Consider the following 20,403-nt stretch of genomic DNA (forward strand, 5'->3'; position numbering starts at 1 on the left):
TGTATTAATAGTTCAATATATGGCCCATTTTTTCCTGCTTGGTTTTTAGATAAAACAGATCATTTGCATTTGCATCCATCTGGATGGGGATTCGCTCAGTAATCTCTATCCCAAAGCCGGAAAGCTGATAGACTTTGTCCGGATTGTTCGTGAGCAGGCGCAATGTCTTTACTCCAAGGTCACGCAGAATCTGCGCACCGATAAAATACTCCCGCATATCCCCGTCAAAACCAAGTGCGAGATTAGCCTCCAGAGTATCCATACCCTTATCCTGAAGGGCATAGGCCCGCAGTTTATTGATCAGTCCAATCCCCCGGCCTTCCTGACGCATATAAAGCAGAATTCCGCGGCCTTCCTTCTCTATTTGTGTCATGGCTGCCGCAAACTGTTGGCCGCAATCACAACGCTCGGAGCCGAACGCATCACCGGTGAGGCATTCGGAATGAACACGGCATAAAAGATTTTGACCGTCACCGATCTCACCCTTTACAAGTGCCACATGATGCTCGCCATTTAACTTATTGATGTACCCATAAACCTTGAAATTACCGTATTTTGTCGGAAGATCAGCGCAGGTGGCCTGATCAACAAGCTTATCTTTTCTTTTGCGGTATTCCTGTAATGCTTTTATGGTAATTATCTTAAGCCCCCACGTTTCTGCCAGTGCGATCAATTGCGGTGTGCGCATCATGGTTCCGTCCTCCTGCATGATCTCACAGCACAAACCGCATTCCTTTAAGCCGGCCAGCCGCATGAGATCAACCGTAGCTTCGGTATGTCCGTTTCGCTCCAGAACGCCGTTTTTTCTTGCCAGAAGAGGGAACATATGACCAGGACGGCGAAAATCTTCCGGCCTTGCGTTGTCGTCCACGCATTTCATGGCAGTAAGACTTCGTTCTGCTGCTGAAATTCCGGTGGAGGTATCGACATGATCGATGGATACGGTAAAGGCTGTCTCGTGGTTATCGTTGTTATCAGAGACCATTTGAGGGAGCTTCAGTTTTTTACAAAGCTCTGCGCCCATTGGCATGCAAATGAGACCTTTGCCATGGATTGCCATAAAATTCACATTTTCCGTGGTAGCAAACTCAGCGGCACAAATAAAATCTCCTTCGTTTTCCCGATCTTCATCGTCTGTTACCAGAACAATTTTTCCTTGCTGAAGATCATCCAGTGCCTCTTCGATGGTGTTATATTGAACCATTATGATTCCTCCTAAAATCCATATTTTGTTAGAAAGTCGGCGGTGATATTATGTTTGGATTGCTGAATGCCCATCAGCCGTTCCACATATTTACCGATACAGTCATTCTCAAGATTGACCGTATCACCGACACGTCTGTTTGACAACGTAGTGATTGATGCAGTATGGGGGATGATAGAAACGCGGAAGCAGTCCATTTCAACAGCTGCTACTGTAAGGCTGATTCCGTCGATAGCCACAGAACCCTTTTCAACGATGTACCGCAGAATGCCAGGGGCGGTTTTGATCGTGTACCAAACGGCATTATCATCTTTCTGAATGGCAGAAACCGTTCCGGTGCCATCGATATGGCCTGAAACAATATGTCCCCCAAATCTTCCGTTTGACGGCATTGCACGTTCCAGATTGACAGGGCTTCCCTTTTGTAAGCTTCCAAGAGAGGAGCGGTTAAAGGTTTCGTGCATAACATCAGCAGTAAATCCGCCTTGAGAAAAGGCTGTAACCGTGAGACATACACCGTTGACCGCGATGCTGTCCCCTATGTGGACATCCTGCATGACTTTCTTTGCCTGAACAGAGATAGAAGAGGACGCTGCACCTTTGCGGACGGTTTGTATTTTGCCGATTTCTTCTATGATACCTGTGAACACCTGATTACCTCACTTTCCAATAAAATATCTTCCTCAAACCATGAGATTGCTGGCTTGCTTAAATGAAAAGCCTGGTCGGGGCTATCTATGCCAAAGCCCATTACTGGGGTTTTTCCGCAGCCTCCAAACAGTTTAGGGGCAATGTAGGCCTGTACTTTGTTGACGATTCCGCATTGCAGGGCAGACCAGTTTAACATACCGCCTCCTTCTAGTATCACACTGTCAATGTTTCTTTCACCCAGAGCTGTCATAAGGCAGTTCAAATCAATATGTCCTTCTTTTTGAGGGAGTACCAGGATGTCACAGCCTGCTTCCAGATACGGGCGATGCTTTTCTTGATCCGTATTTGCCGTAGCAAGGAGAGTGGCAGCAATTCCGGTGGTGGTAACAAGCTTTGCACTTAAGGGCGTTTTTAGATGGGTATCACAGACAATGCGGAGCGGATTTCTGCTATTCTCCAGCCGACAGGTCAACAGCGGGTCGTCCGCAAGGACAGTACCAACCCCTGCCATAATGGCAGAATAGCGGTGCCGGTCCTCATGAACCCGTCTTCGCGCCGCTTCACCGGTAATCCATTGGGATTTTCCGGTGCGTGTTGCAATTTTCCCATCCAGTGTCATGGCGTACTTCATGATCACATAAGGGGTTCCGTTTTGGATGTAGTGAAAGAAAATCTGGTTTAGTGCATCGCATTCATCTTTTAGTACTCCTTTTGTGACTTCAATTCCACAGGAACGTAACAGCTCAATGCCTTTCCCCCCTACCAGTGGGTTCGGGTCACAGGAGCCGATTACCACACGGCGGATACCACTCTCTAAAATCGCATCGGTGCAGGGGGGCGTCATGCCAGAATGGCAGCAAGGCTCCAGAGTCACATACATGGCCGCCCCTGCTGGCGATGTTTTGCAGTTAGCCAGAGCATTGCGTTCCGCATGAAGTTCCCCGTATTTCTGGTGATATCCCTGTCCGATGATCTCACCGTCTTTCACAATCACCGCCCCCACCATGGGATTTGGACTTGTAAAACCACATCCTTTCTTTGCAAGCTGTAAGGCAATTCTCATGTATTCCGTATCAGTCATACAACACCTCCAAAAAACAAAATGCCTTGAACAAAGTTGTTCAGGGCATATATAAATCACGTGTACAAATGGGTATATTTTACAATAAAAAAACTCTGGAACAAAAAAATGGTTCCAGAGCGAATTTACATATACACAGAAATACTGTGACTTATCATCTTCTTTTTTCCAGACTATACTGTCGGCTTCGGAATCACACCGAATCATGCCTTGCGGCTCGTGGGCTTTACCACCGGTAGGGAATTGAACCCTGCCCTGAAGATTTTATTCAATTAAGAGTCATTATACTACGTGTTTTTCATTTGTCAACTGTTAATATTATGCTCACGCATTGGAGATATTTCTAAGTAGCCATTCACAAAGTCTGTAAATGAGTTACAGAATGTCTTTTCCCACCTTGTTCGTAATTTTATTTTTACACGCCCTAACCCATTGACAAATCAGTAATTAAGCTTTGTTTCAGGGAACATCCCCGCTAAATATTATGTCGTTTAATGCAATATACACAATAATAAATAATAAATAAAACTCATTGACATCAAAATACACAACTGCTATAATAGGTTTAACGTTAAATCAACAATACATAACATGCTGCGGGGTAAGTTTAACGTAAAACTATATAGAAACATATCAAAGGAAGGGGAAGATTTATGAAAAAAATGAAAAGGCTTGTCAGTATGCTCATATGTATACTGCTAGTCGCAACAACGTTAGTTGGATGCAAAAAAAACGAAACATCTGCAGTGGGAGCAACTACAGAGGGAGTGACTGCAGGGGTACCTGCGGCGGCGCCTGCTGAAAAATTCCAGATTAAGCTTGGTATCTGGCCGGAAGATACATTAACTGACGATGTTAAGCTTCATGAAGGATATGTAAAAACCTTCAATGAGAAGCACCCTAACGTAGAAGTGATTCCTGCATATTACAAATACGCGACGGATACATTCGTATCCTTAGCAGAATCAGGAAACCTGCCTACTATTTTTGATACATGGTTTACAGAGCCGCAGAAGTTAATTAATGGAGGTTTTGTGGCTGACATAACGGATGAATTAAAGGCCAGAGGCTGGGACACAGCAATGAATCCTTCTATCCGTGATATGCTTTCCAAAGATGGCAGGATCTATGGACTTCCCCGTGATGGATACGCACTTGGTTTGATGCTTAATGTTGAGCTTTTTGAAGAAGCCGGCTTGATTGATGCCAATGGATATCCCCAGTATCCCAAGACTTGGGCTGAACTTGCTGAGACAGCTAAGACAATCAAAGATAAGACAGGTCAGGCCGGTTTTTGCCTTTTAGCGAAAGACGGAGCAGGCGGCTGGCACTTCAGCAACATTGCCTGGGGATTTGGTGCAACGTTTACACTTGAAAAAGACGGAAAATATGTTGCGAATGTAAACAGTCCTGAAGCAATTGCTGCTATGGATTATGTAAAATCTTTAAAATGGGATTATGACGTACTTACTGCCGATCCTACCAATGAAGATTGGGGAACGGGTTTTGGTGCATTGGGAACCGGAACAGCTGCTATGTATATGGCGGCAAACGATGCAGTAAACCAGCCTACACAGGTTAATGGTCTTCCTGTTGATAAGTTATCTATCGTTCCTATTCCTGCAGGGCCGAAAGGACAGTACTCCTTATCTGGTGGTACTCCATATATGTTCTCAAAAGACGCAACACCGGAACAGATTAATGCAGCGCTTGATTACCTTGAGATTATGGGGAAAGCGCCAGTTGCCACAGAGGTAGCGATTGCCGGCATGAAAGCGGATGATCAGAACAAAGTTAACAACAATGTACCTGTAATTCCTCGTTTCCCCTGCTGGGTAGATCAGAAAGTTCTGGATGCGGAAAAGGCAGTAACAGAAGAATACAGTAACGTTGATATGAAGCTTTATAACGACTATTTTAATATTATCAAAACAAGTGGCAATTTAAGAGCAGAAGAACCCGGTTCTGCACAGGATCTATATGCGGAACTCACAAAAGTTCTTCAGGCAGTTATCACAGATAAGAATGCGGATATTCCTGCACTTATGAAAACAGCAAACGATAATTATCAAGAGATGTTAGACCAAAAGGTCAACAAATAAATATAGCAAATAGGCTGATGGGGATCTTTTGCAAGATGCCCATCAGCTTTGATAAGACATTTAGAACATAAGGAGGGAAGATAACGTGGCTGAAACTAAGCATAATCCGCCAAATAAGACAAGGCGGACAGGATTTAAAAAAAGAGATCTGACAGGATGGTTTATCATGCTGCCTACAATCCTGCTATTTGCATTTTTCGTATGGGAGCCATTGATTGAAAGCATCCGACTCTCTCTTTATACCGCGAAAGGGATTCGTCTCCAGGAGTTCGTAGGCCTTCAAAATTATGCAAAAGTTTTGAAACACCCGGACTTTCTTGCGGCTTTTTCCAATACATTTGTCTATATTTTATGGTCCATAATTATCGGGTTCTTTGTACCTATCGTACTGGCAATTCTGATAACAGAAACAACATTTTTTAAGAGCTTTTTCCGAGTTGGCATATATTTTCCGAATGTCATGCCGGGTCTTGCCATGGTTTTGATGTGGGGGTTCTTTTTCCGTCCCGGCAATACCGGAGTTTTAAACATTATTTTAGAGAAAATCGGGATAGCACCGCAGATATGGCTTACAAATCCAAAGTGGACGATCCCTTTAATTGTAGCTGTTATGACTTGGAAAGGTGCCGGGTCTACTGCATTTATTTATATGGCAGGTATAACTAACATTAACCCTGAACTTTATGAAGCAGCTACCATAGATGGTGCAGGAATTTTAGAACGAATGCGCTATATTACTATTCCAAACATTTTTGCTCTAGGTAAGACATTATTGATTTTGCAGATTATAGCGGTATTTCAGATTATTTATGAACCACTGGTTATGACCAATGGTGGGCCAAATAATGCAAGTATTTCAATTATGCAATTGGTATACAATTATGCCTTCAAGGATTTTAATTATCCGATGGCGGCTGCGTTATCCGTTATGATGAGCATTGTTTTAATCATTCTGAGCGGCATGTATTTTAAATTTACCGCATCAAAAGAAGATTAGGGGGGATTTGAATGTTATTTGACAGTTATAGAAGAAAAGAAGACGGAGTCGTCCGTTTTTATGACCTTCATTCCAAACGCACCAGAACATTGCTTATCCTTATTTATTTGCTGTGTATTGGCATTGTTATTGCCTCTTTGTTTCCCCTTGTCTGGGTATTCCTGGCGAGCTTTAAGGATATTAAGGAATTTAGAAGAAGCGCAACAATTCTGCCTTCCAATTTTAATTTTAGTACATATGTAAAAACGTGGAATGATTTAAAGTTCGGTAAGTTTTATATTAATTCTTTCATTTCTGTAATAGGCAGTGTTGTAAGTGCTGTTATTTTTAATGGCCTGATCGCTTATGTACTTGGCATTATAAAACCCAAGGGACATAAAATCGTCTTCGGACTGGTTATGTGGAGTCTTTTGATTCCTGCTACAACCAGTGTAGTTGCTTTATTTGTCAACATTAACAGAATCGGATTAAATCAATCTTTTTTACCGCTTTGGCTGTCGTTTGGAGCCAATGCATTTTATGTGATTTTATTGAAACAGTTCTTTGAAAGTCTGCCTAAGGAATTAATTGAGGCAGCCAGGTTAGACGGATGCAGTTACTTAAAGACATTTGCAAGAGTCGTACTTCCCCTGTCAAAGTCCATTGTTATGGTAGTCGTTATCTTTGCAATTAATGCAGCCTGGTCTGATTTCCTTCTTCCTTACCTGGTACTTAACGGGTCCGGGAAGGAGACGGTGATGGTAAGACTGTTTATGTTTCGTACATCCAATGCAACGGATGTAGAAATATTACGGGCAGTAGCATTCTCAATTATACCTCCTATCATTTTATTTACAGTATTTCAGAAACAGATAACAGAAGGTGCGGCAGCAGGAGCAATAAAGGGGTAGAATATGGCAAAATCAGCAGATATTTATTATAAGGTACACCCGTGGAAAATTACCGAAGAAGGATTTAACAAGGATTATGCATTAGTTTCTGAATCGATCTTTTCGCTGGGTAATGAGTACATGGGGACCAGGGGCAGTTTTGAGGAAGGATATTCCGGCAACAGCCTCACCGGAAATTATTTTAACGGCATTTATGAAAGTATACAGCTTGAGAAATCAAGCTATAAAGGAATTGTTGACAAAACAGATTTCATTGTAAATTCTGCAGACTGGTTATATACCCGAATCGAAGCCGATGGAGAATTATTAGATTTAAACACAGTAAAGTTTAAAGACTTCTATAGGGAATTAGATTTAAAAAGTGGTATTCTGACCAGATCCTATATATGGGTATTAGCAAATGGAAAAGAAATAAAATTTGAATTCACACGCTTTCTGTCGATGAAAGAGGCAGAGACCGCAGTTCAGAGAATTACAATAACTCCTCTTAACTTCTCCGGAGAAATAATGCTTCATTCCGGTATTGATTTTACCCAGATCCATCATATGACTGGGCGTAATATGTGGAAGGTCGTGTCAGGATCAGCAGATGAAAGTACCATCAGTATGCTTGGAAATACCATCGGTACGGATCTGTCTCTTTTGGTGAGCTGTAAGTTTCTTTGCGATTACATAAAAAAAGAAGATGAACAGGAAGAGAAGCAATACATCAGAAGATTCACACTTTTGGTTGAAGAAGGGAAAACATTGGAATTTACCAAAATTATCAGAAATATCAGCCGAAAGGGGAAATCGGATTCTGATAAGAAAGCATTTGAAAAGAAGTGTGAAGAGAATGCGGCGGTTTTAAATGCATTGACCTATAGTAAATTAAAAAGTGAAACAATTGCATGGTGGGATAGGGCATGGCAGGAATCTGATATAGAGATAAAGGGAGATGAGCTGAATCAGCAGGGGATCAGATACTGTATATTCCAGATGCATCAGACTTATCATGGCGCTGATAAAGGAACGATTATAGGGGCGAAAGGATTGACAGGAGAAGCTTACAGCGGCAATACATTCTGGGATACAGAAGCTTATTGCCTGCCTTTCTATATCTTTAATAACCCACAGGCAGCAAAGCATTTGCTGGAGTTCCGTTACCTGACACTTTCAGAAGCTATGGACAGAGCAAAAGATCTTGACTGTGAAGGCGCCTTTTATCCCATAGCTACGATAACGGGAAGAGAATGCTGCACACTCTGGCAGCATGCAAGTCTGCAGCTGCAGGCATCCACAGCGGTAGCTTACGGTTACTGGCATTATGAAAATATTACAGGCGACAACCAGTTTATATTTGAAAAAGGTCTTCCGATTCTGATCGAAGTCAGCAGAATGTTAGCTTCCAGAGGAGATTGGAGCGGCGATGGCATCCGTTATGGATTCTATGGAGTTATGGGGCCGGATGAGTTCCAGATGATGGTGAATCATAACTGCTATACCAATTATATGGGTAAAAAGACTCTGGAATATACTTTGGATGTATTAAAAAGATGCTCTGAAATGGCACCTGAAATTTATGATGCTGCCATTCGGGACCGGGGCCTGACAGAGAAGGAAACTGAGAAGTTTCGTATGATAGCAGAGAATATGTACATTCCTTATCAGGAAGAAACAGGGATTTTTGAACAGCACGAGGGATATTTTAATCTTCCACATATTGACATTGATCAGATATCCATGGAGGAATTCCCGCTTTATCACCACTGGACCTATGACAGGATATACCGGAATAACATGTTAAAGCAGCCAGATGTCTTAATGATGATGCTCCTTTACAATAAAGATTTTACCAAGGAACAATTAGAAAGTAATTATGATTACTATGAGCCAAAATGTATTCATGAAAGCTCGCTTTCCCCTTCTGTACACTCCATTTTGGCTTCTCAGCTTAAAAAAGAGGAGGAAGCATATAAATTCTTCGGATTTGCTACCAGAATGGATCTGGACAACTATAACAGAAATACGGGGGAAGGCCTGCATACCACCTCCATTGCAGCAGCCTGGATGAATATCGTATATGGATTCGGAGGAATGAGATCGGACGGGAAAGAACTTTCCTTCGCGCCTTCTCTGCCGAAGCAGTGGGAAGGATACTCTTTTCGGGTGCATTGGAAAGGAGATATCTTATTCGTAGCCATTGACAAGGATCATATGAGAATATCCTCGAAAAAGGGCAGCGGCATTAAGATCCTGATTTATGAAAAAGAATATACCATAGGTCAGGAAGAAGTGGTAGTTCCTGTAATCCGTTAGGTGAGGAGCCGCCCTATGGCGGCTCCTTTCACTATATTTTTGCTGCTCGGGCGGTAGATTGAGAGGAATGGTACATGATTAGCTGGAAGATCGAAGAGAGTGGATATGATTCCCGGAAGGCAATCAATCTGGGTAATAAATTTCTAACCGGCAATGGTTATATGGGGATCAGAGGAACATTGGAGGAGTACACAAAAGAACAGTTTCCTGCTGTGAATCTGGCTGGTATTTACGATCAGACAGGAAATGGCTGGAGAGAGCCTCTAAATGCTCCCAACGGTTTATATACCAGACTTCTGATAGAAGGGGATGAATATAGCCTGCCTGAAAAGGATTGGATGTCCCATAAGATGACTCTGAACTACAGGTATGGACTATTCGGCCGTGAGACTGTATTTCAGACGAAAAAAGGAAACATATCGTTACAGACCGAAAGATTTGCAAGTATGGAAGAAAAACACCTGATCGTCTTAAAGACAACGCTTACTCCTTCCTTTGACGGAGAGGTGGAGGTTATAACAGGGATTGACGCTGATGTCTGGGACATTAACGGTCCTCACTATGACAGCGTAGATACCGGTTCTTTGAATGAATGCCTGTATGCATTGGGTACTACCCATGAGAACCAGGATCAGGTGGTCGTGTTTGAGACCGTTGGGCTTCCAGGAAAGACGGATCAGATGGTCAGCAGTGATGACCGGAAAGTAACGCGGTATATCAACATACCGGTAAAAGCTGGTGGGCAGTACAGCTTATATAAATACATAGCTGTTTATACCAGTAAAGACTGTAAGAACTATAAGGCAGAAGCAAAAAAGCTTGTACTAAAGGCCAAGGAAGCCGGATATGAACAATTGCTTTCAGATCATAAAAGCAACTGGGAAGAGAAATGGAAGGTCTCCGAAGTTTCTATTGAAGGAGATGATGAGGCAATGGAAGCTCTAAACTATTCTCTTTACCATCTTCACAGCATTGCACCTAGACACTCTGAAAGTCTGTCCATTGCAGCCAGAGGGCTATCAGGTCAGACTTATAAAGGAGCGGTATTTTGGGATACCGAGATGTTTATGCTGGACTTTTTCCTCTTTACAGAGCCCCAAGTAGCGAAAACCTTGTTAAAATACCGCATTGATACGCTTCCCGGTGCCCGAAAGAAGGCTGAGAGTTATGGGTTTGACGGCGCCTTTTATGCCTGGGAGAGTCAGGAAGGCGGATATGATGCCTGTTCTGATTACAATGTAACAGATGTATTTACCGGCCGTCCAATGAGAACTTATTTCAAGGATAAGCAGATCCATATATCGGCAGCAGTGGTTTACGGCATTATGCGTTATACCTTATTTACCGGGAAAAGAGATTTGCTCTCAGAAGGCGGGGCGGAAGTGATATTAGAATGTGCCAAATTTTACTACAGCCTTTTAATCAGGAGAATCAAAGAGGAGCGTTATGAGCTTTGGGATGTAATCGGTCCAGATGAGTACCATGAGAGAGTAAACAATAATGCATATACCAATCGAATGGCGAAGTATACCTTTGATGCAGCGGTTGAAGTATTAAAAGAAAAGATGGCAGAAGGAAATGAAAATTCTGCACAGAAGAAAGAACTGCTTGAGAGACTGGAGGATGCAGCAAAACATCTTTACATTCCTGAACCTGATGAAAAGACCGGTATTATTGAACAGTTTGACGGCTACGAGCTGCTGGAAGAAGTTTCAATTGCCGAGGTGAAGGAAAGACTTCTGCACGAAAAAGAATACTGGGGAGGAGCTTATGGTGTGGCATCCCATACCAAGATTATAAAGCAGGCGGATGTTGTTACCATGATCAATTTATTCTCCAATGAGTATGATGTTGATACGCTTTATAAAAACTGGTCTTACTATGAACCCAGGACGGAACACGGCTCTTCCTTAAGTGCCTGCATGTATTCCATGCTTGCCTGCAAATGCGGTATGGCGGATAACGCTTATCCCTTCTTTATCAAGTCAGCCGTAGCAGATCTTTTAGACGGCGGAAAGCAATGGGCCGGACTTATCTATATCGGCGGAACCCATCCGGCAGCCAGCGGCGGAGCTTATATGACTGCTGTGGAAGGGTTTGCCGGTCTGCGGATCGAGGACGGAGAGCTTAAAGCGTCCCCCCGGCTTCCGGCCGCCTGGAACAAATTAAGCTTTAACGTTTATTATCAGGGAGATTTGTATCAGATTATTGTAACAAAGGAAGAAGCACAAGTAAAAAAATGTCAGAGTGATATCACACTTTCTCTTTCAACAAGATGAATCGGAAGAATGATCTCATTGTTTTCAATCGGTTTGTTGTCAAGTTTATCCATAAGGAAGTAAACAGCCAGTTTGCCTTTTAAAGGAGCATCCTGATGAATGGTGGTAAGCCTTGGTGATGTAAGCTGGCACAGGTTAATATCATCAAAGCCTATGACGGAAAAATCTTCAGGAACTCTTTTGCCAGCTTGTGTAAGACCTGACATGATTCCTGCGGCCAAAATATCTGCTGTAGCAAATATGGCTGTCAGATCATTTCTGGCAGCCAATTGTGTGCCAAGGGTTATGGTTGTTGCCGTATCAAGCTCTTGTTCGAATACCAGGTCTTTACGAAAAGGAATGGAAGCATCCGCCAGAGCGTTTTTATAGCCCTGAAAACGTTCGTAAACAACGCCCTTTTTTCTGATGGTAGGAGAGGCAAATGCGATATCTTTATGACCTTTGTCTATGAGATATTTGGTGGCGGTATATCCACCGTCATAGTCCTGAAGGCCTACATTACAAATATTCGGATGAGTTACATAGCTGTCGATTAGTACCACAGGTATTTTAAGATTGGTAAGTGCTTCAAAAAATTCATCCTGGAATACACCGGTACAAAAAAGGCCGTCAACATTCCAGTTAAGAAGAAAATTCATTAAATCCGAAGTGGTTTCCACGGTACGGAGCATTAAATAATATCCGTTTTCCCTTAAGGTTTTTTCAATGGAACCTATGAAGGCGGAATGAAAGGGATCTTCCACAATACTTTCTTTTTTATTTGAAGTAAGGTGACTGATCATCCCGATAACCTTAGAGGAACTTGACACCAGAGCGCGGGCAGACATATTCGGAACATAACCCAATCGATCGATGGCTTCATTAATAAGGGTAATGGTCTCTGTTGATACCCGTCCCGCCCTTCCATGAATTACATTGGAGACGGTGGTGCAGCTTACCCCTACAGCCTGTGCAATATCCTTTATTGTGGCCATTTTTATGTTCCTTTCTTTCGCAAGTTTAATGTTAAACTGAATTAGTAATAGTTTAGCATAATTGAAGGGGAATGTACAGATTAAATGAGTGTCCCAAAGAGCAGGCAATGTAATTTAAAAAAATATTATAGGGAGAGGTAATTATGATTCACGGAGTGATTTTTGATTTAGACGGAGTCCTGGTATCCACAGACGAATTGCATTTTAAGGCCTGGAAGATGCTGGCAGAGGAACTTGGTATTGATAGATTTACAAAGGAAGATAACAAAAAGCAAAAAGGTGTCAGCAGAATGGAATCTCTTGAAGTGGTATTAAGTAAGGGAAATAAAAAATATACCCAGGAAGAAAAGGAAGAGTTCGCTGAGAGAAAAAACAATTATTATAAAGAACTTTTAGGGGAGCTTGATGAGCAGGCCATTCTTCCTGGGGCTGTAGAGTGTTTAAAAATGTTAAAGAGCAAAGGGATATTAATCGGTGTAGGCTCAGTGAGCAGGAATGCCCCTTTGATTCTAGAAAAAACAGGAATTCTTCCTTACATTGATAAGGTAAGCTGTGGACTTGATATTACAAGGTCTAAACCGGATCCTGAAGTTTTTGAAGTTGCAGCAAACAAACTAGGTTTGAATTTTGAGGATTGCCTGGTGGTAGAGGATTCATTGGCGGGGATTGTAGCTGGTAAGGAGATACATATGAAAACCCTTGGAGTGGGACCGGAGCATGCACAGCTACGGGCAGATTATGCAGCACCCGGACTTGCGGCAGACATTGACTGGAAAGGGATTTTAGGAGCATAAGGGATTGAAATACCGATACACATAGTCAAACCTCCAACTGATGTAAGATAGAATTACTCAGTTTGGAGGTGTTTTTATGGGACGAATTTGTCTGACTGGGTGATTTAATGGCAAAACCGGGCGGTGTTTATTGTAAGAGAATGTTGACACCAACCGGTATGTCTGCTTTAATTGTAATGTAAACTAGCTATTATTTAAGTACGCATATAAATATACAATACTGGTATAAAAGTATAGTACATGCAAAAAGGAGAGTGTGAATGAGTTTTTCGTGTATTTCAAAAGCTGAAGATTTGGAGAATACAGGATTTAGTTATACCTTATCTCTGATCAATGGAAAATATAAAATGGTAATCTTATATTGTTTGAAGGAGTTTGAAGTAGTAAGATATAATGAAATGAGAAAGTACATCAAAACGATCTCATATAAGACTTTGAGTACAATGCTGAAAGAATTAGAAGCTGACGGGCTTGTCCACCGGGAGGAATATCCACAAATTCCGCCTAAGGTTGAATACAGCTTAACCGAACGGGGCAAATCCTTGATTCCAATTCTTGATATCATGTGTAATTGGGGAAATACCAACCGTACGACATGACAAGGAATTTCAATAAGAACTTTAAATAGTTTTACATATCATGGGAGAGGCGAGTGTGGACATACAATTTAGAAAAGGAACGGTAGAATATTTAGATGGTTGTATAAAAGCGATGGAAAATTCATCGATGTGTACGGCTTATTTTCAATCGGAAGAGAGCAGAAAGAATGCAGTGATGGAAGGTATAAATAGAGGAACTTTGTATGTGGTTCTGTGTAGCGGTGAATGCGCCGGATTTGCATATTTTATACCGGAAGGTGCCTTTCACGCATATCATTACCTGCACCTCATTGCCATTAAAGAGGAATACAGGGGAAAAGGGATAGGAAAGAAATTACTGGAATTTATAGAAGATATGCTTTTTAAAAGCAGAGATAAAATATTTTTATTGGTTGGTGATTACAATCCAGATGCAAAGATTTTTTATGAGAAATTAGGATATAAGTACCTGGGAACGATTCCAAGCCTTTATCGAAAAGGGATAGACGAATTTTTAATGATGAAGGTATATGAAGAGGGAGAGTAATTCAGGCAAAATCTCATGACATGTGGAAGCTGTAGCGCTCAGTATTTATAGATTATAAGGGTAATAATTCAGCAGTCTTTAGGTCCGGCTTGCTTAAGAAGGTTAATTGTTTATAATTTCAGCTTGGAACTTCAACATGAAGGTGGGGAGCAATAAAATGAGTTTAGACTTCAGTATCAAAACTCTTATATTTACAATTGTTATAGGACATCTTTTTTCTGGAATATTAGGTATCGCCTACATGATCCAGCATAAAAAGGATTCTTCTTTATATATCTTTTTATTTGCAAGACTGTTTGATACAATTGCATGGGTTTTTCTTGGGTTACGGGACGTTATCAATATATTTATTTCAATATCCCTTGGTAATTCCTTTTTAATTATAGCTCAGACCACGCAGATTATTGCGTTCCTAATTATAAAGAAACGCTGTAACAAATTGATAAAACGGGCATATGTTATTGCTTCCGCCATTTCTATTGTGGTGATCCATCTAGCCATATTGCTGCAATATACAGAGGGTGTGCGGATTTCAATTATGTCTATCAGTATGATTATCCTTTGGTGCTTCCCAATCTATGTATTTTTAATGGATAAAAATTCATCGGTTTTACAAAAGACAGTTGCTTTTATTTATTTAGCAGGATTTATTTTACTTATTCTAAGGGCCTATATGGGAATCGGTTTAAGAGAATCCGTGTCTTTGATGTCGAATAATATATACAATGTTTAGTTTTTCCTTTGCTTATATCTGATTATGCTGATCGGAAATATTGGTTTTATCCTTATGGCAAAGGAAAAGTCGGATTTGGAATTGACTAAGGTTGCTACATATGACGAATTGACGGGTATATTCAACCGAAGAGAATTTTTACTGCGGGCTAAAGAGAACGTCTCATTATTCTCAAGAAGAAAGGAGCCTATTTCATTCTTTCTTATTGATCTGGATAATTTTAAAAAGATCAATGATGTTTATGGTCATTTTGCAGGAGATATGGTGCTGAAAGATTTTGCAGTGAAAATAAAAAGTCAATTAAGGGATTATGATCTGTTTGGCAGAATTGGCGGCGAAGAATTTACAGTACTGCTTCCGGGAACGAATGAAAAGGAGGCCCTGGAAGTTGCAGAAAGATTACGAAGGATTTCAGAGAAAGCTACTGTCAACGTTGGCAGAGATCATATTATAAAATATACAATAAGTATAGGAATTGTCACTGTTATTCCAGATGAACACACTTCTATAAACACACTATATAAAATAAGTGATGATGCCTTGTATGCGGCAAAAAGAAATGGACGGAATCGGATTGAAGTAGTTAAATAGTAGCAAGAGCATTAATCTTTCATTTATTAAAATATGCAAAAGGAGTAGAGCGGTTGAACTATAAAAGAGAACAGCTTATATTAGAATTAAGAAAGATCCAGGAAAATCAATACATGGTGTCAGAAGAACAGGACCCCTGGGATTTTGTATTGCAGATGCTTGATCATATCGGTGATACGGATTCAGAGTTTCGTGATGATTTAATATATAATACTTTTAGTGAGTGGATAGAAGGGAAGGAATTTTTCAATGAAGAGCAGCTTAAATATATTCTTTCCGTTCTTATAGATAAAGAACATTTATTTTATCAAATAGGCAGCGACGGGAATGACAGTGTTTTTACAAGGACATTCTCAGCGCTTGTCGTGGTTCTGATTTTAATTAGACATAGAAAAAAGGCATTTTTAAATGTTGATGAGTTTATTGAAATCAAGAACAAAGTGTTAGAATACTATATTTCGGAAAAAGACTTAAGGGGTTATATTCCGAAATCGGAATGGGCACATGCAGCAGCGCATGGCGCCGATTTAATGGATGAGTTGGTACAATGCCGTGAATGCAACGAGGATATAACGAAAGAAATTTTAAATGCTTTTAAGAAAATTTTGCATAATGGAAAATATATTTTTCATACGGAAGAAGACGAGCGTATCTGTCGTGTTGTTTTTAGAATCATGAAAGGGAATCTTTTGTTAAACCAGGCGATGATCAATTGGATCGAAGAGCTAAGCGAATGTGCTGAATGGCAGAATGGCCGGAAACAGTATATTGCCAGAGTCAACTCAAAGAACTTCTTAAGATGTTTGTATTTTAAAACAATGCACTACGACAGTACATTGAACCTAATAAATGTAATGTTTAAAGCAGAAGAAAAACTAAACCGCTTTCTTAAAATTGATAAGGAATTAATAGAAGATCAATTTTAACAGCTTCACTGACAGTAGTTGTCAGTGAAGCTGTTTTATAATAAAGATAACATCGTTTTTTCTTGCGGCTGGCCATTTGGTCCGCACTGAGAAATTAAAAAAATGGAGGATAAGTATATGAATAAAAACGTTGTATATCTTTATGTTTTTGATACAATGGCTGATTGGGAAATAGGTTATTTAACTGCGGAACTGGCCTCCGGAAGATATTATAAGAAAGGCCTGGCCCCTTCGAAAATCGTTACGGTTGGAACGAAAAAAGCTCCTGTTATAACAATGGGAGGTCTAAAAATATTACCGGATATAGAACTTGATGAGTGTACCATGGAAAACGCAGATGCCTTGATATTGCCTGGAGGAGATACATGGTTAGAAACGGTTCATGACCCCATTTTGTCTATGGCAGAGCAGTGTTTAAAGAAAGGTATTATTGTGGCTGCTATTTGCGGAGCTACAATGGGCCTTGCCCGGAAAGGATTGTTGGATTCAAACCGGCATACAAGCAATGACTTGGGATACCTTAAAATGATCTGTCCAGGCTATGGAGGAGAACAGTACTATAAGCAGGAGGCTGCCGTAACGGATGGGAACTTAATAACCGCTTCCGGAATCGCTCCCCTGGAATTTTCTCTCCATGTACTGAAAGCTTTGGATGTATTTTCTGCAAAAACACTAGATCCCTGGTATAATCTTTATAGGACACAGAAAGCCGAATATTTTTATGCGTTAATGGATTCAATCCAATCATGAAATTACTATTTAATCGTGTCCCGAACAAATTCAAAGTACAGGAATTATAGTGAAGCAGTTAAACTGCTAATAAACATAACGCCAAGGGCGCATTTTGCGTCCTTGGCGTTATGCTTATTTTTGCTTTAAAATCATTCGCCCCAGAATGACAGAGCAATCCTCTGCCCCTGATCAATTTTCGCCCACTGTTCTTCTTCTGTCAGCTCGTTGCCGCCGTCACAGGAAGCAAATCCACACTGGTGAGAGAGGAGCAGACGGTCCTTTGGGATTATTTCAGATGCCTCGTTTAGCAACCGGATCACACGGGCTTCGTCGTCCAGTGTGTTGGTTTTTGATGATAATAAGCCCAGCACAATCTCTGTATCTGGCTTATCCTGAAATACTTTTAACGCTTCAAGTGATCCAGCCCGGTCGTCATCCCATTCCAGGAAAAAGCGGTCATATTTTAACTGTTTTAAAAACAGGTTGGCAATCTTAACATAGGAGCCGCCGCCCATATTTCGTGAATCGTAGTTGCCGCGGCAGTTGTGGGTCCACATAGCAAGCCCCAGGCTGTGCCCGAAATCAATCACTGCATTATTGATTTCAATAAATTCGGCGGCAAGTGTCCTAACTTCCTCCTGGTTGATGTGTTCACCCGTATACGGGGAATTGGGATTATCGTCTGCGAAAAGTTCCCAAAGACAATCATCCAGCTGCAGGATTTTTCCGCCGGCAGCAGCATATTCTTCTACAAATTCTATGTAGGCCCGGGTCAGTCCAGCTTTCAGCTCCTGCGGGTTATTGTAAACAGAATTATCACCGCCGATGTTATCTGACCACAAAAGCTCTCCAAAGATATGGGATGGTGATGGGATACATAGCTTTGTTTCTCTGTTTTCGGCAATGGATTTCAACTGCTCAAAAACTTTGATGAAATGATGATTCCTGCCGCTTAACGGTTCCGTGATCCTAAGGCCGATGTCCCGGCGGGTTTCGTATTTCTGGGTATCATCTTTGTCGCGGAAGAAGTAGCCGTGCTCTGCGATGTAACGGCTTACGCCATGAAATCCCCAAACAAAGTCCAGATGCCACATGGACTTGGAATACTCGCCATCGGTAATGACGGTTAATCCATGCTCGATTTGTTTTGCGATGACATCTTTCGTTGACTCGGTTTCGCACTGTTCATAGCCCTCAAATTCTTTATAGAACGGGTAGGTAATATCATCCCGCTTTTCAATCTGGTTCTTGTATTTCAATAAAGCTGCCGGGCGCAGCAGACTGCCTACTGTCTGGAATTTTTTGCTCATTGGAAAGTCCTCCTTTATCAGGTACATCAATTATTTAGTAAACTGATTGTATCATCCAGGGAGGACTTATTGGTAACATGAAAAAAGTATGTCGAGTTATAGCTTTAGACTATAACCCGTTTTTAACATCAACACCGTATTCGGCCACAACCGTTTTCAATTCCTCAAGGTACATTGCCGCCTGACGTGATAACTGAATATCTTTGTGGGAAATCCAGCCAACCTCAATTGAATCGTTAACGCGGAGCGGTACTGCCGTGATATTATCGCCGTTTAAGTCTGCGCTTACAATTCCTGTGGAAATTGTATAACCGTTAAGTCCTATCATAAGGTTAAAAATAGTGGCTCTGTCACCGACATGAATGTCTTTCTTTGCGTATTCCGTGCTTAGTATTTCCTCTGAGAAATAGAAGGAGTTGTAATCCCCCTGCTCAAAGGACAAGCGGGGGTAATCAGCCAGGTCTTCAAGAGTCACGTATTTTTTCCTGGCAAGGGGATTGGAGGTACTTATAAAAACATGAGGAACGGCGGTAAACAGCGGGTGAAATGTCAGATTGTTTTCCCGCATCAGCTTTTCTAACACCTGGCGGTTAAAATTGTTCATGTAGAGGATACCGAGTTCGCTGCGCAGGCTTTTCACATCCTCCACAATCTCAAAAGTCCTTGCTTCCCGCAGCGTGTATTCATATTCTTCTGCATCGGTTTTCTTCACCATATTAACAAATGCATTCACGGCAAAGGCGTAGTGCTGAGTGGATATGGAGCACAAACGCCGTGACGGTTTCTTGTTCAGCCAACGTTGTTCTAAGAGGCTCGATTGTTCAATCACTTGACGGGCATAGCCCAGAAACTCCGCTCCGTCAGTGGTCAGAGAGATGCCTCTGGGAGTCCGGGTGAGAAGTTCGTGTCCTATTTCTGCCTCTAATTCGCGAAGTGCGTTTGAAAGGCTTGGCTGGGCAATAAATAAGCGCTCGGCAGCTTTGTTAATGGAACCGCAGTTAGCCACTTCGATAAAATATTTTAACTGTTGTAATGTCATCTCATATTCCTCCCTTACACAACCGGCTGTATTACCGCCCAAAAATATTCTGCGATTTCCTCCGGCGGCTGTTTCATTTGATTTTTCAACCACCATCGTACCAGATTGACAAAGCTCCCTGAAATATGATCGATGAGAAAGTCATCCGGTACAATGGTATTTTTACGGGTGTTTCCACGAAACATATGCAGCGTCACAAGCTCATGGAAGTATTGATGAAAGTAGCGCTGGAACAGTTCCCCGTTCTCACAGGTCAATAGGATAATCATGGTCCGTCCATGCTCTCTTAAATGATAAAGGATATGAGTGACAATTGTTTTAGGATCGCCGGTCGCCATTGAAAAGTCATGAGTCGGTTCGGCCTCCGGCTTATGAGAGAAAACATGTTCAAAAAGTTCCGCACACATTTCACGCAAAAGATCGTCCTTTGTAGGAAAGTGTGCATAGAAGGTTGTTCGGCCCACGTTAGCCTCATCAATGATTTCCTGTACGGTGATTTGTGAATAGCTGTTATGAATCAGCAGTTTGCTGAATGCATCGAAAATAGCTTCTCTTGTTTTACGTTGTCGTCTGTCCATATACATCTCCATTTTGAACAAATTTACAAATTTGTTCGGTATCGTACATTTTAAAAAAATCGTTTCTTGTATCGCTAATATGTCATTGTTATACTACTT

The 20,403-nt window shown here is 41.4% G+C and carries 19 protein-coding genes and 1 riboswitch; of the genes, 12 read left to right on the top strand and 7 right to left on the bottom strand.

Annotation, left to right across the window (positions count from 1 at the left end; genetic code table 11):
• Positions 1-4: 4 nt before the first annotated feature.
• The 3 genes from ACHZES_RS23405 to ribD are packed head-to-tail and all read right to left on the bottom strand — an operon-like array spanning position 5 to position 2,936.
• Positions 5-1,204 carry a bifunctional 3,4-dihydroxy-2-butanone-4-phosphate synthase/GTP cyclohydrolase II gene (locus ACHZES_RS23405; protein ID WP_395547636.1) on the bottom strand — a complete coding sequence of 400 codons (1,200 nt, stop codon included), beginning with the start codon at positions 1,202-1,204 and terminating at the stop codon, positions 5-7.
• A gap of 11 nt (positions 1,205-1,215) precedes the next feature.
• On the bottom strand, positions 1,216-1,854 hold the full coding sequence (locus tag ACHZES_RS23410) for a riboflavin synthase (RefSeq protein ID WP_395547635.1): 639 nt from the start codon (positions 1,852-1,854) through the stop codon (positions 1,216-1,218).
• Positions 1,836-2,936, bottom strand: a complete 1,101-nt coding sequence (ribD, locus tag ACHZES_RS23415; protein ID WP_154521122.1) for a bifunctional diaminohydroxyphosphoribosylaminopyrimidine deaminase/5-amino-6-(5-phosphoribosylamino)uracil reductase RibD — start codon at positions 2,934-2,936, stop codon at positions 1,836-1,838. Before ribD ends, ACHZES_RS23410 begins: the two co-directional genes overlap by 19 nt.
• A 152-nt stretch (positions 2,937-3,088) precedes the next feature.
• Positions 3,089-3,203: riboswitch (FMN riboswitch) on the bottom strand.
• A gap of 386 nt (positions 3,204-3,589) precedes the next feature.
• On the opposite strand from ribD, the gene ACHZES_RS23420 reads away from it, so the two are divergent.
• From ACHZES_RS23420 to ACHZES_RS23440, 5 genes are all read left to right on the top strand, one after another.
• Positions 3,590-5,038, top strand: a complete 1,449-nt coding sequence (locus ACHZES_RS23420; RefSeq protein ID WP_395547634.1) for an ABC transporter substrate-binding protein — start codon at positions 3,590-3,592, stop codon at positions 5,036-5,038.
• A gap of 85 nt (positions 5,039-5,123) precedes the next feature.
• Positions 5,124-6,035 carry a carbohydrate ABC transporter permease gene (locus ACHZES_RS23425; protein WP_395547632.1) on the top strand — a complete coding sequence of 304 codons (912 nt, stop codon included), beginning with the start codon at positions 5,124-5,126 and terminating at the stop codon, positions 6,033-6,035.
• An 11-nt stretch (positions 6,036-6,046) separates the two neighbouring features.
• Positions 6,047-6,925 carry a carbohydrate ABC transporter permease gene (locus tag ACHZES_RS23430; RefSeq protein WP_395547630.1) on the top strand — a complete coding sequence of 293 codons (879 nt, stop codon included), beginning with the start codon at positions 6,047-6,049 and terminating at the stop codon, positions 6,923-6,925.
• Positions 6,926-6,928: 3 nt separating this feature from the next.
• On the top strand, positions 6,929-9,223 hold the full coding sequence (locus tag ACHZES_RS23435; protein WP_395547628.1) for a glycoside hydrolase family 65 protein: 2,295 nt from the start codon (positions 6,929-6,931) through the stop codon (positions 9,221-9,223).
• Positions 9,224-9,297: 74 nt separating this feature from the next.
• Positions 9,298-11,502 (top strand): glycosyl hydrolase family 65 protein, encoded by a 2,205-nt coding sequence (locus ACHZES_RS23440; RefSeq protein WP_395547626.1) that lies wholly within the window; start codon positions 9,298-9,300, stop codon positions 11,500-11,502.
• Here the strand turns inward: ACHZES_RS23440 and ACHZES_RS23445 are convergent.
• The gene (locus ACHZES_RS23445; RefSeq protein ID WP_038279730.1) at positions 11,466-12,476 is read right to left on the bottom strand and encodes a LacI family DNA-binding transcriptional regulator; all 1,011 of its coding nucleotides are present in this window, start codon (positions 12,474-12,476) and stop codon (positions 11,466-11,468) included. The genes ACHZES_RS23440 and ACHZES_RS23445 overlap by 37 nt on opposite strands.
• Positions 12,477-12,619: 143 nt before the next feature.
• Here ACHZES_RS23445 and pgmB point away from each other — a divergent pair, with 143 nt between their 5' ends.
• The 7 genes from pgmB to ACHZES_RS23480 all read left to right on the top strand — a co-directional run bounded on the left by pgmB (position 12,620) and on the right by ACHZES_RS23480 (position 17,395).
• On the top strand, positions 12,620-13,270 hold the full coding sequence (gene pgmB, locus ACHZES_RS23450) for a beta-phosphoglucomutase (RefSeq protein ID WP_395547624.1): 651 nt from the start codon (positions 12,620-12,622) through the stop codon (positions 13,268-13,270).
• 260 nt (positions 13,271-13,530) lie between these two features.
• Positions 13,531-13,869, top strand: a complete 339-nt coding sequence (locus tag ACHZES_RS23455; RefSeq protein ID WP_025233921.1) for a helix-turn-helix domain-containing protein — start codon at positions 13,531-13,533, stop codon at positions 13,867-13,869.
• 55 nt (positions 13,870-13,924) lie between these two features.
• Positions 13,925-14,395: a GNAT family N-acetyltransferase gene (locus tag ACHZES_RS23460; protein WP_038279723.1), complete on the top strand. Its 471-nt coding sequence runs from the start codon at positions 13,925-13,927 to the stop codon at positions 14,393-14,395.
• 136 nt (positions 14,396-14,531) lie between these two features.
• A complete protein-coding gene (locus ACHZES_RS23465; RefSeq protein WP_395547622.1) occupies positions 14,532-15,128 on the top strand; it encodes a hypothetical protein in 597 nt (198 codons plus the stop codon).
• A gap of 24 nt (positions 15,129-15,152) precedes the next feature.
• A complete protein-coding gene (locus ACHZES_RS23470) occupies positions 15,153-15,719 on the top strand; it encodes a GGDEF domain-containing protein (protein WP_395547621.1) in 567 nt (188 codons plus the stop codon).
• 113 nt (positions 15,720-15,832) lie between these two features.
• Positions 15,833-16,645 carry a DUF2785 domain-containing protein gene (locus ACHZES_RS23475; RefSeq protein WP_395547620.1) on the top strand — a complete coding sequence of 271 codons (813 nt, stop codon included), beginning with the start codon at positions 15,833-15,835 and terminating at the stop codon, positions 16,643-16,645.
• Between the two features lie 117 nt (positions 16,646-16,762).
• A complete protein-coding gene (locus ACHZES_RS23480) occupies positions 16,763-17,395 on the top strand; it encodes a type 1 glutamine amidotransferase family protein (RefSeq protein ID WP_395547619.1) in 633 nt (210 codons plus the stop codon).
• A 131-nt stretch (positions 17,396-17,526) separates the two neighbouring features.
• On the opposite strand, the gene ACHZES_RS23485 is transcribed toward ACHZES_RS23480, so the two are convergent.
• The 3 genes from ACHZES_RS23485 to ACHZES_RS23495 all read right to left on the bottom strand — a co-directional run bounded on the left by ACHZES_RS23485 (position 17,527) and on the right by ACHZES_RS23495 (position 20,304).
• Positions 17,527-18,687, bottom strand: coding sequence for a cobalamin-independent methionine synthase II family protein (locus ACHZES_RS23485; RefSeq protein WP_395547618.1), 1,161 nt, complete (start codon positions 18,685-18,687; stop codon positions 17,527-17,529).
• 109 nt (positions 18,688-18,796) lie between these two features.
• On the bottom strand, positions 18,797-19,726 hold the full coding sequence (locus tag ACHZES_RS23490; protein ID WP_395547617.1) for a LysR family transcriptional regulator: 930 nt from the start codon (positions 19,724-19,726) through the stop codon (positions 18,797-18,799).
• Between the two features lie 14 nt (positions 19,727-19,740).
• Complete coding sequence (locus ACHZES_RS23495) at positions 19,741-20,304, bottom strand: TetR/AcrR family transcriptional regulator (RefSeq protein ID WP_038279712.1); 564 nt, start codon at positions 20,302-20,304, stop codon at positions 19,741-19,743.
• Positions 20,305-20,403 lie beyond the last annotated feature (99 nt).

Origin of the sequence: Lacrimispora sanguinis, from assembly GCF_044987295.1 — a bacterium.
Classification (GTDB): domain Bacteria; phylum Bacillota; class Clostridia; order Lachnospirales; family Lachnospiraceae; genus Lacrimispora; species Lacrimispora celerecrescens_B.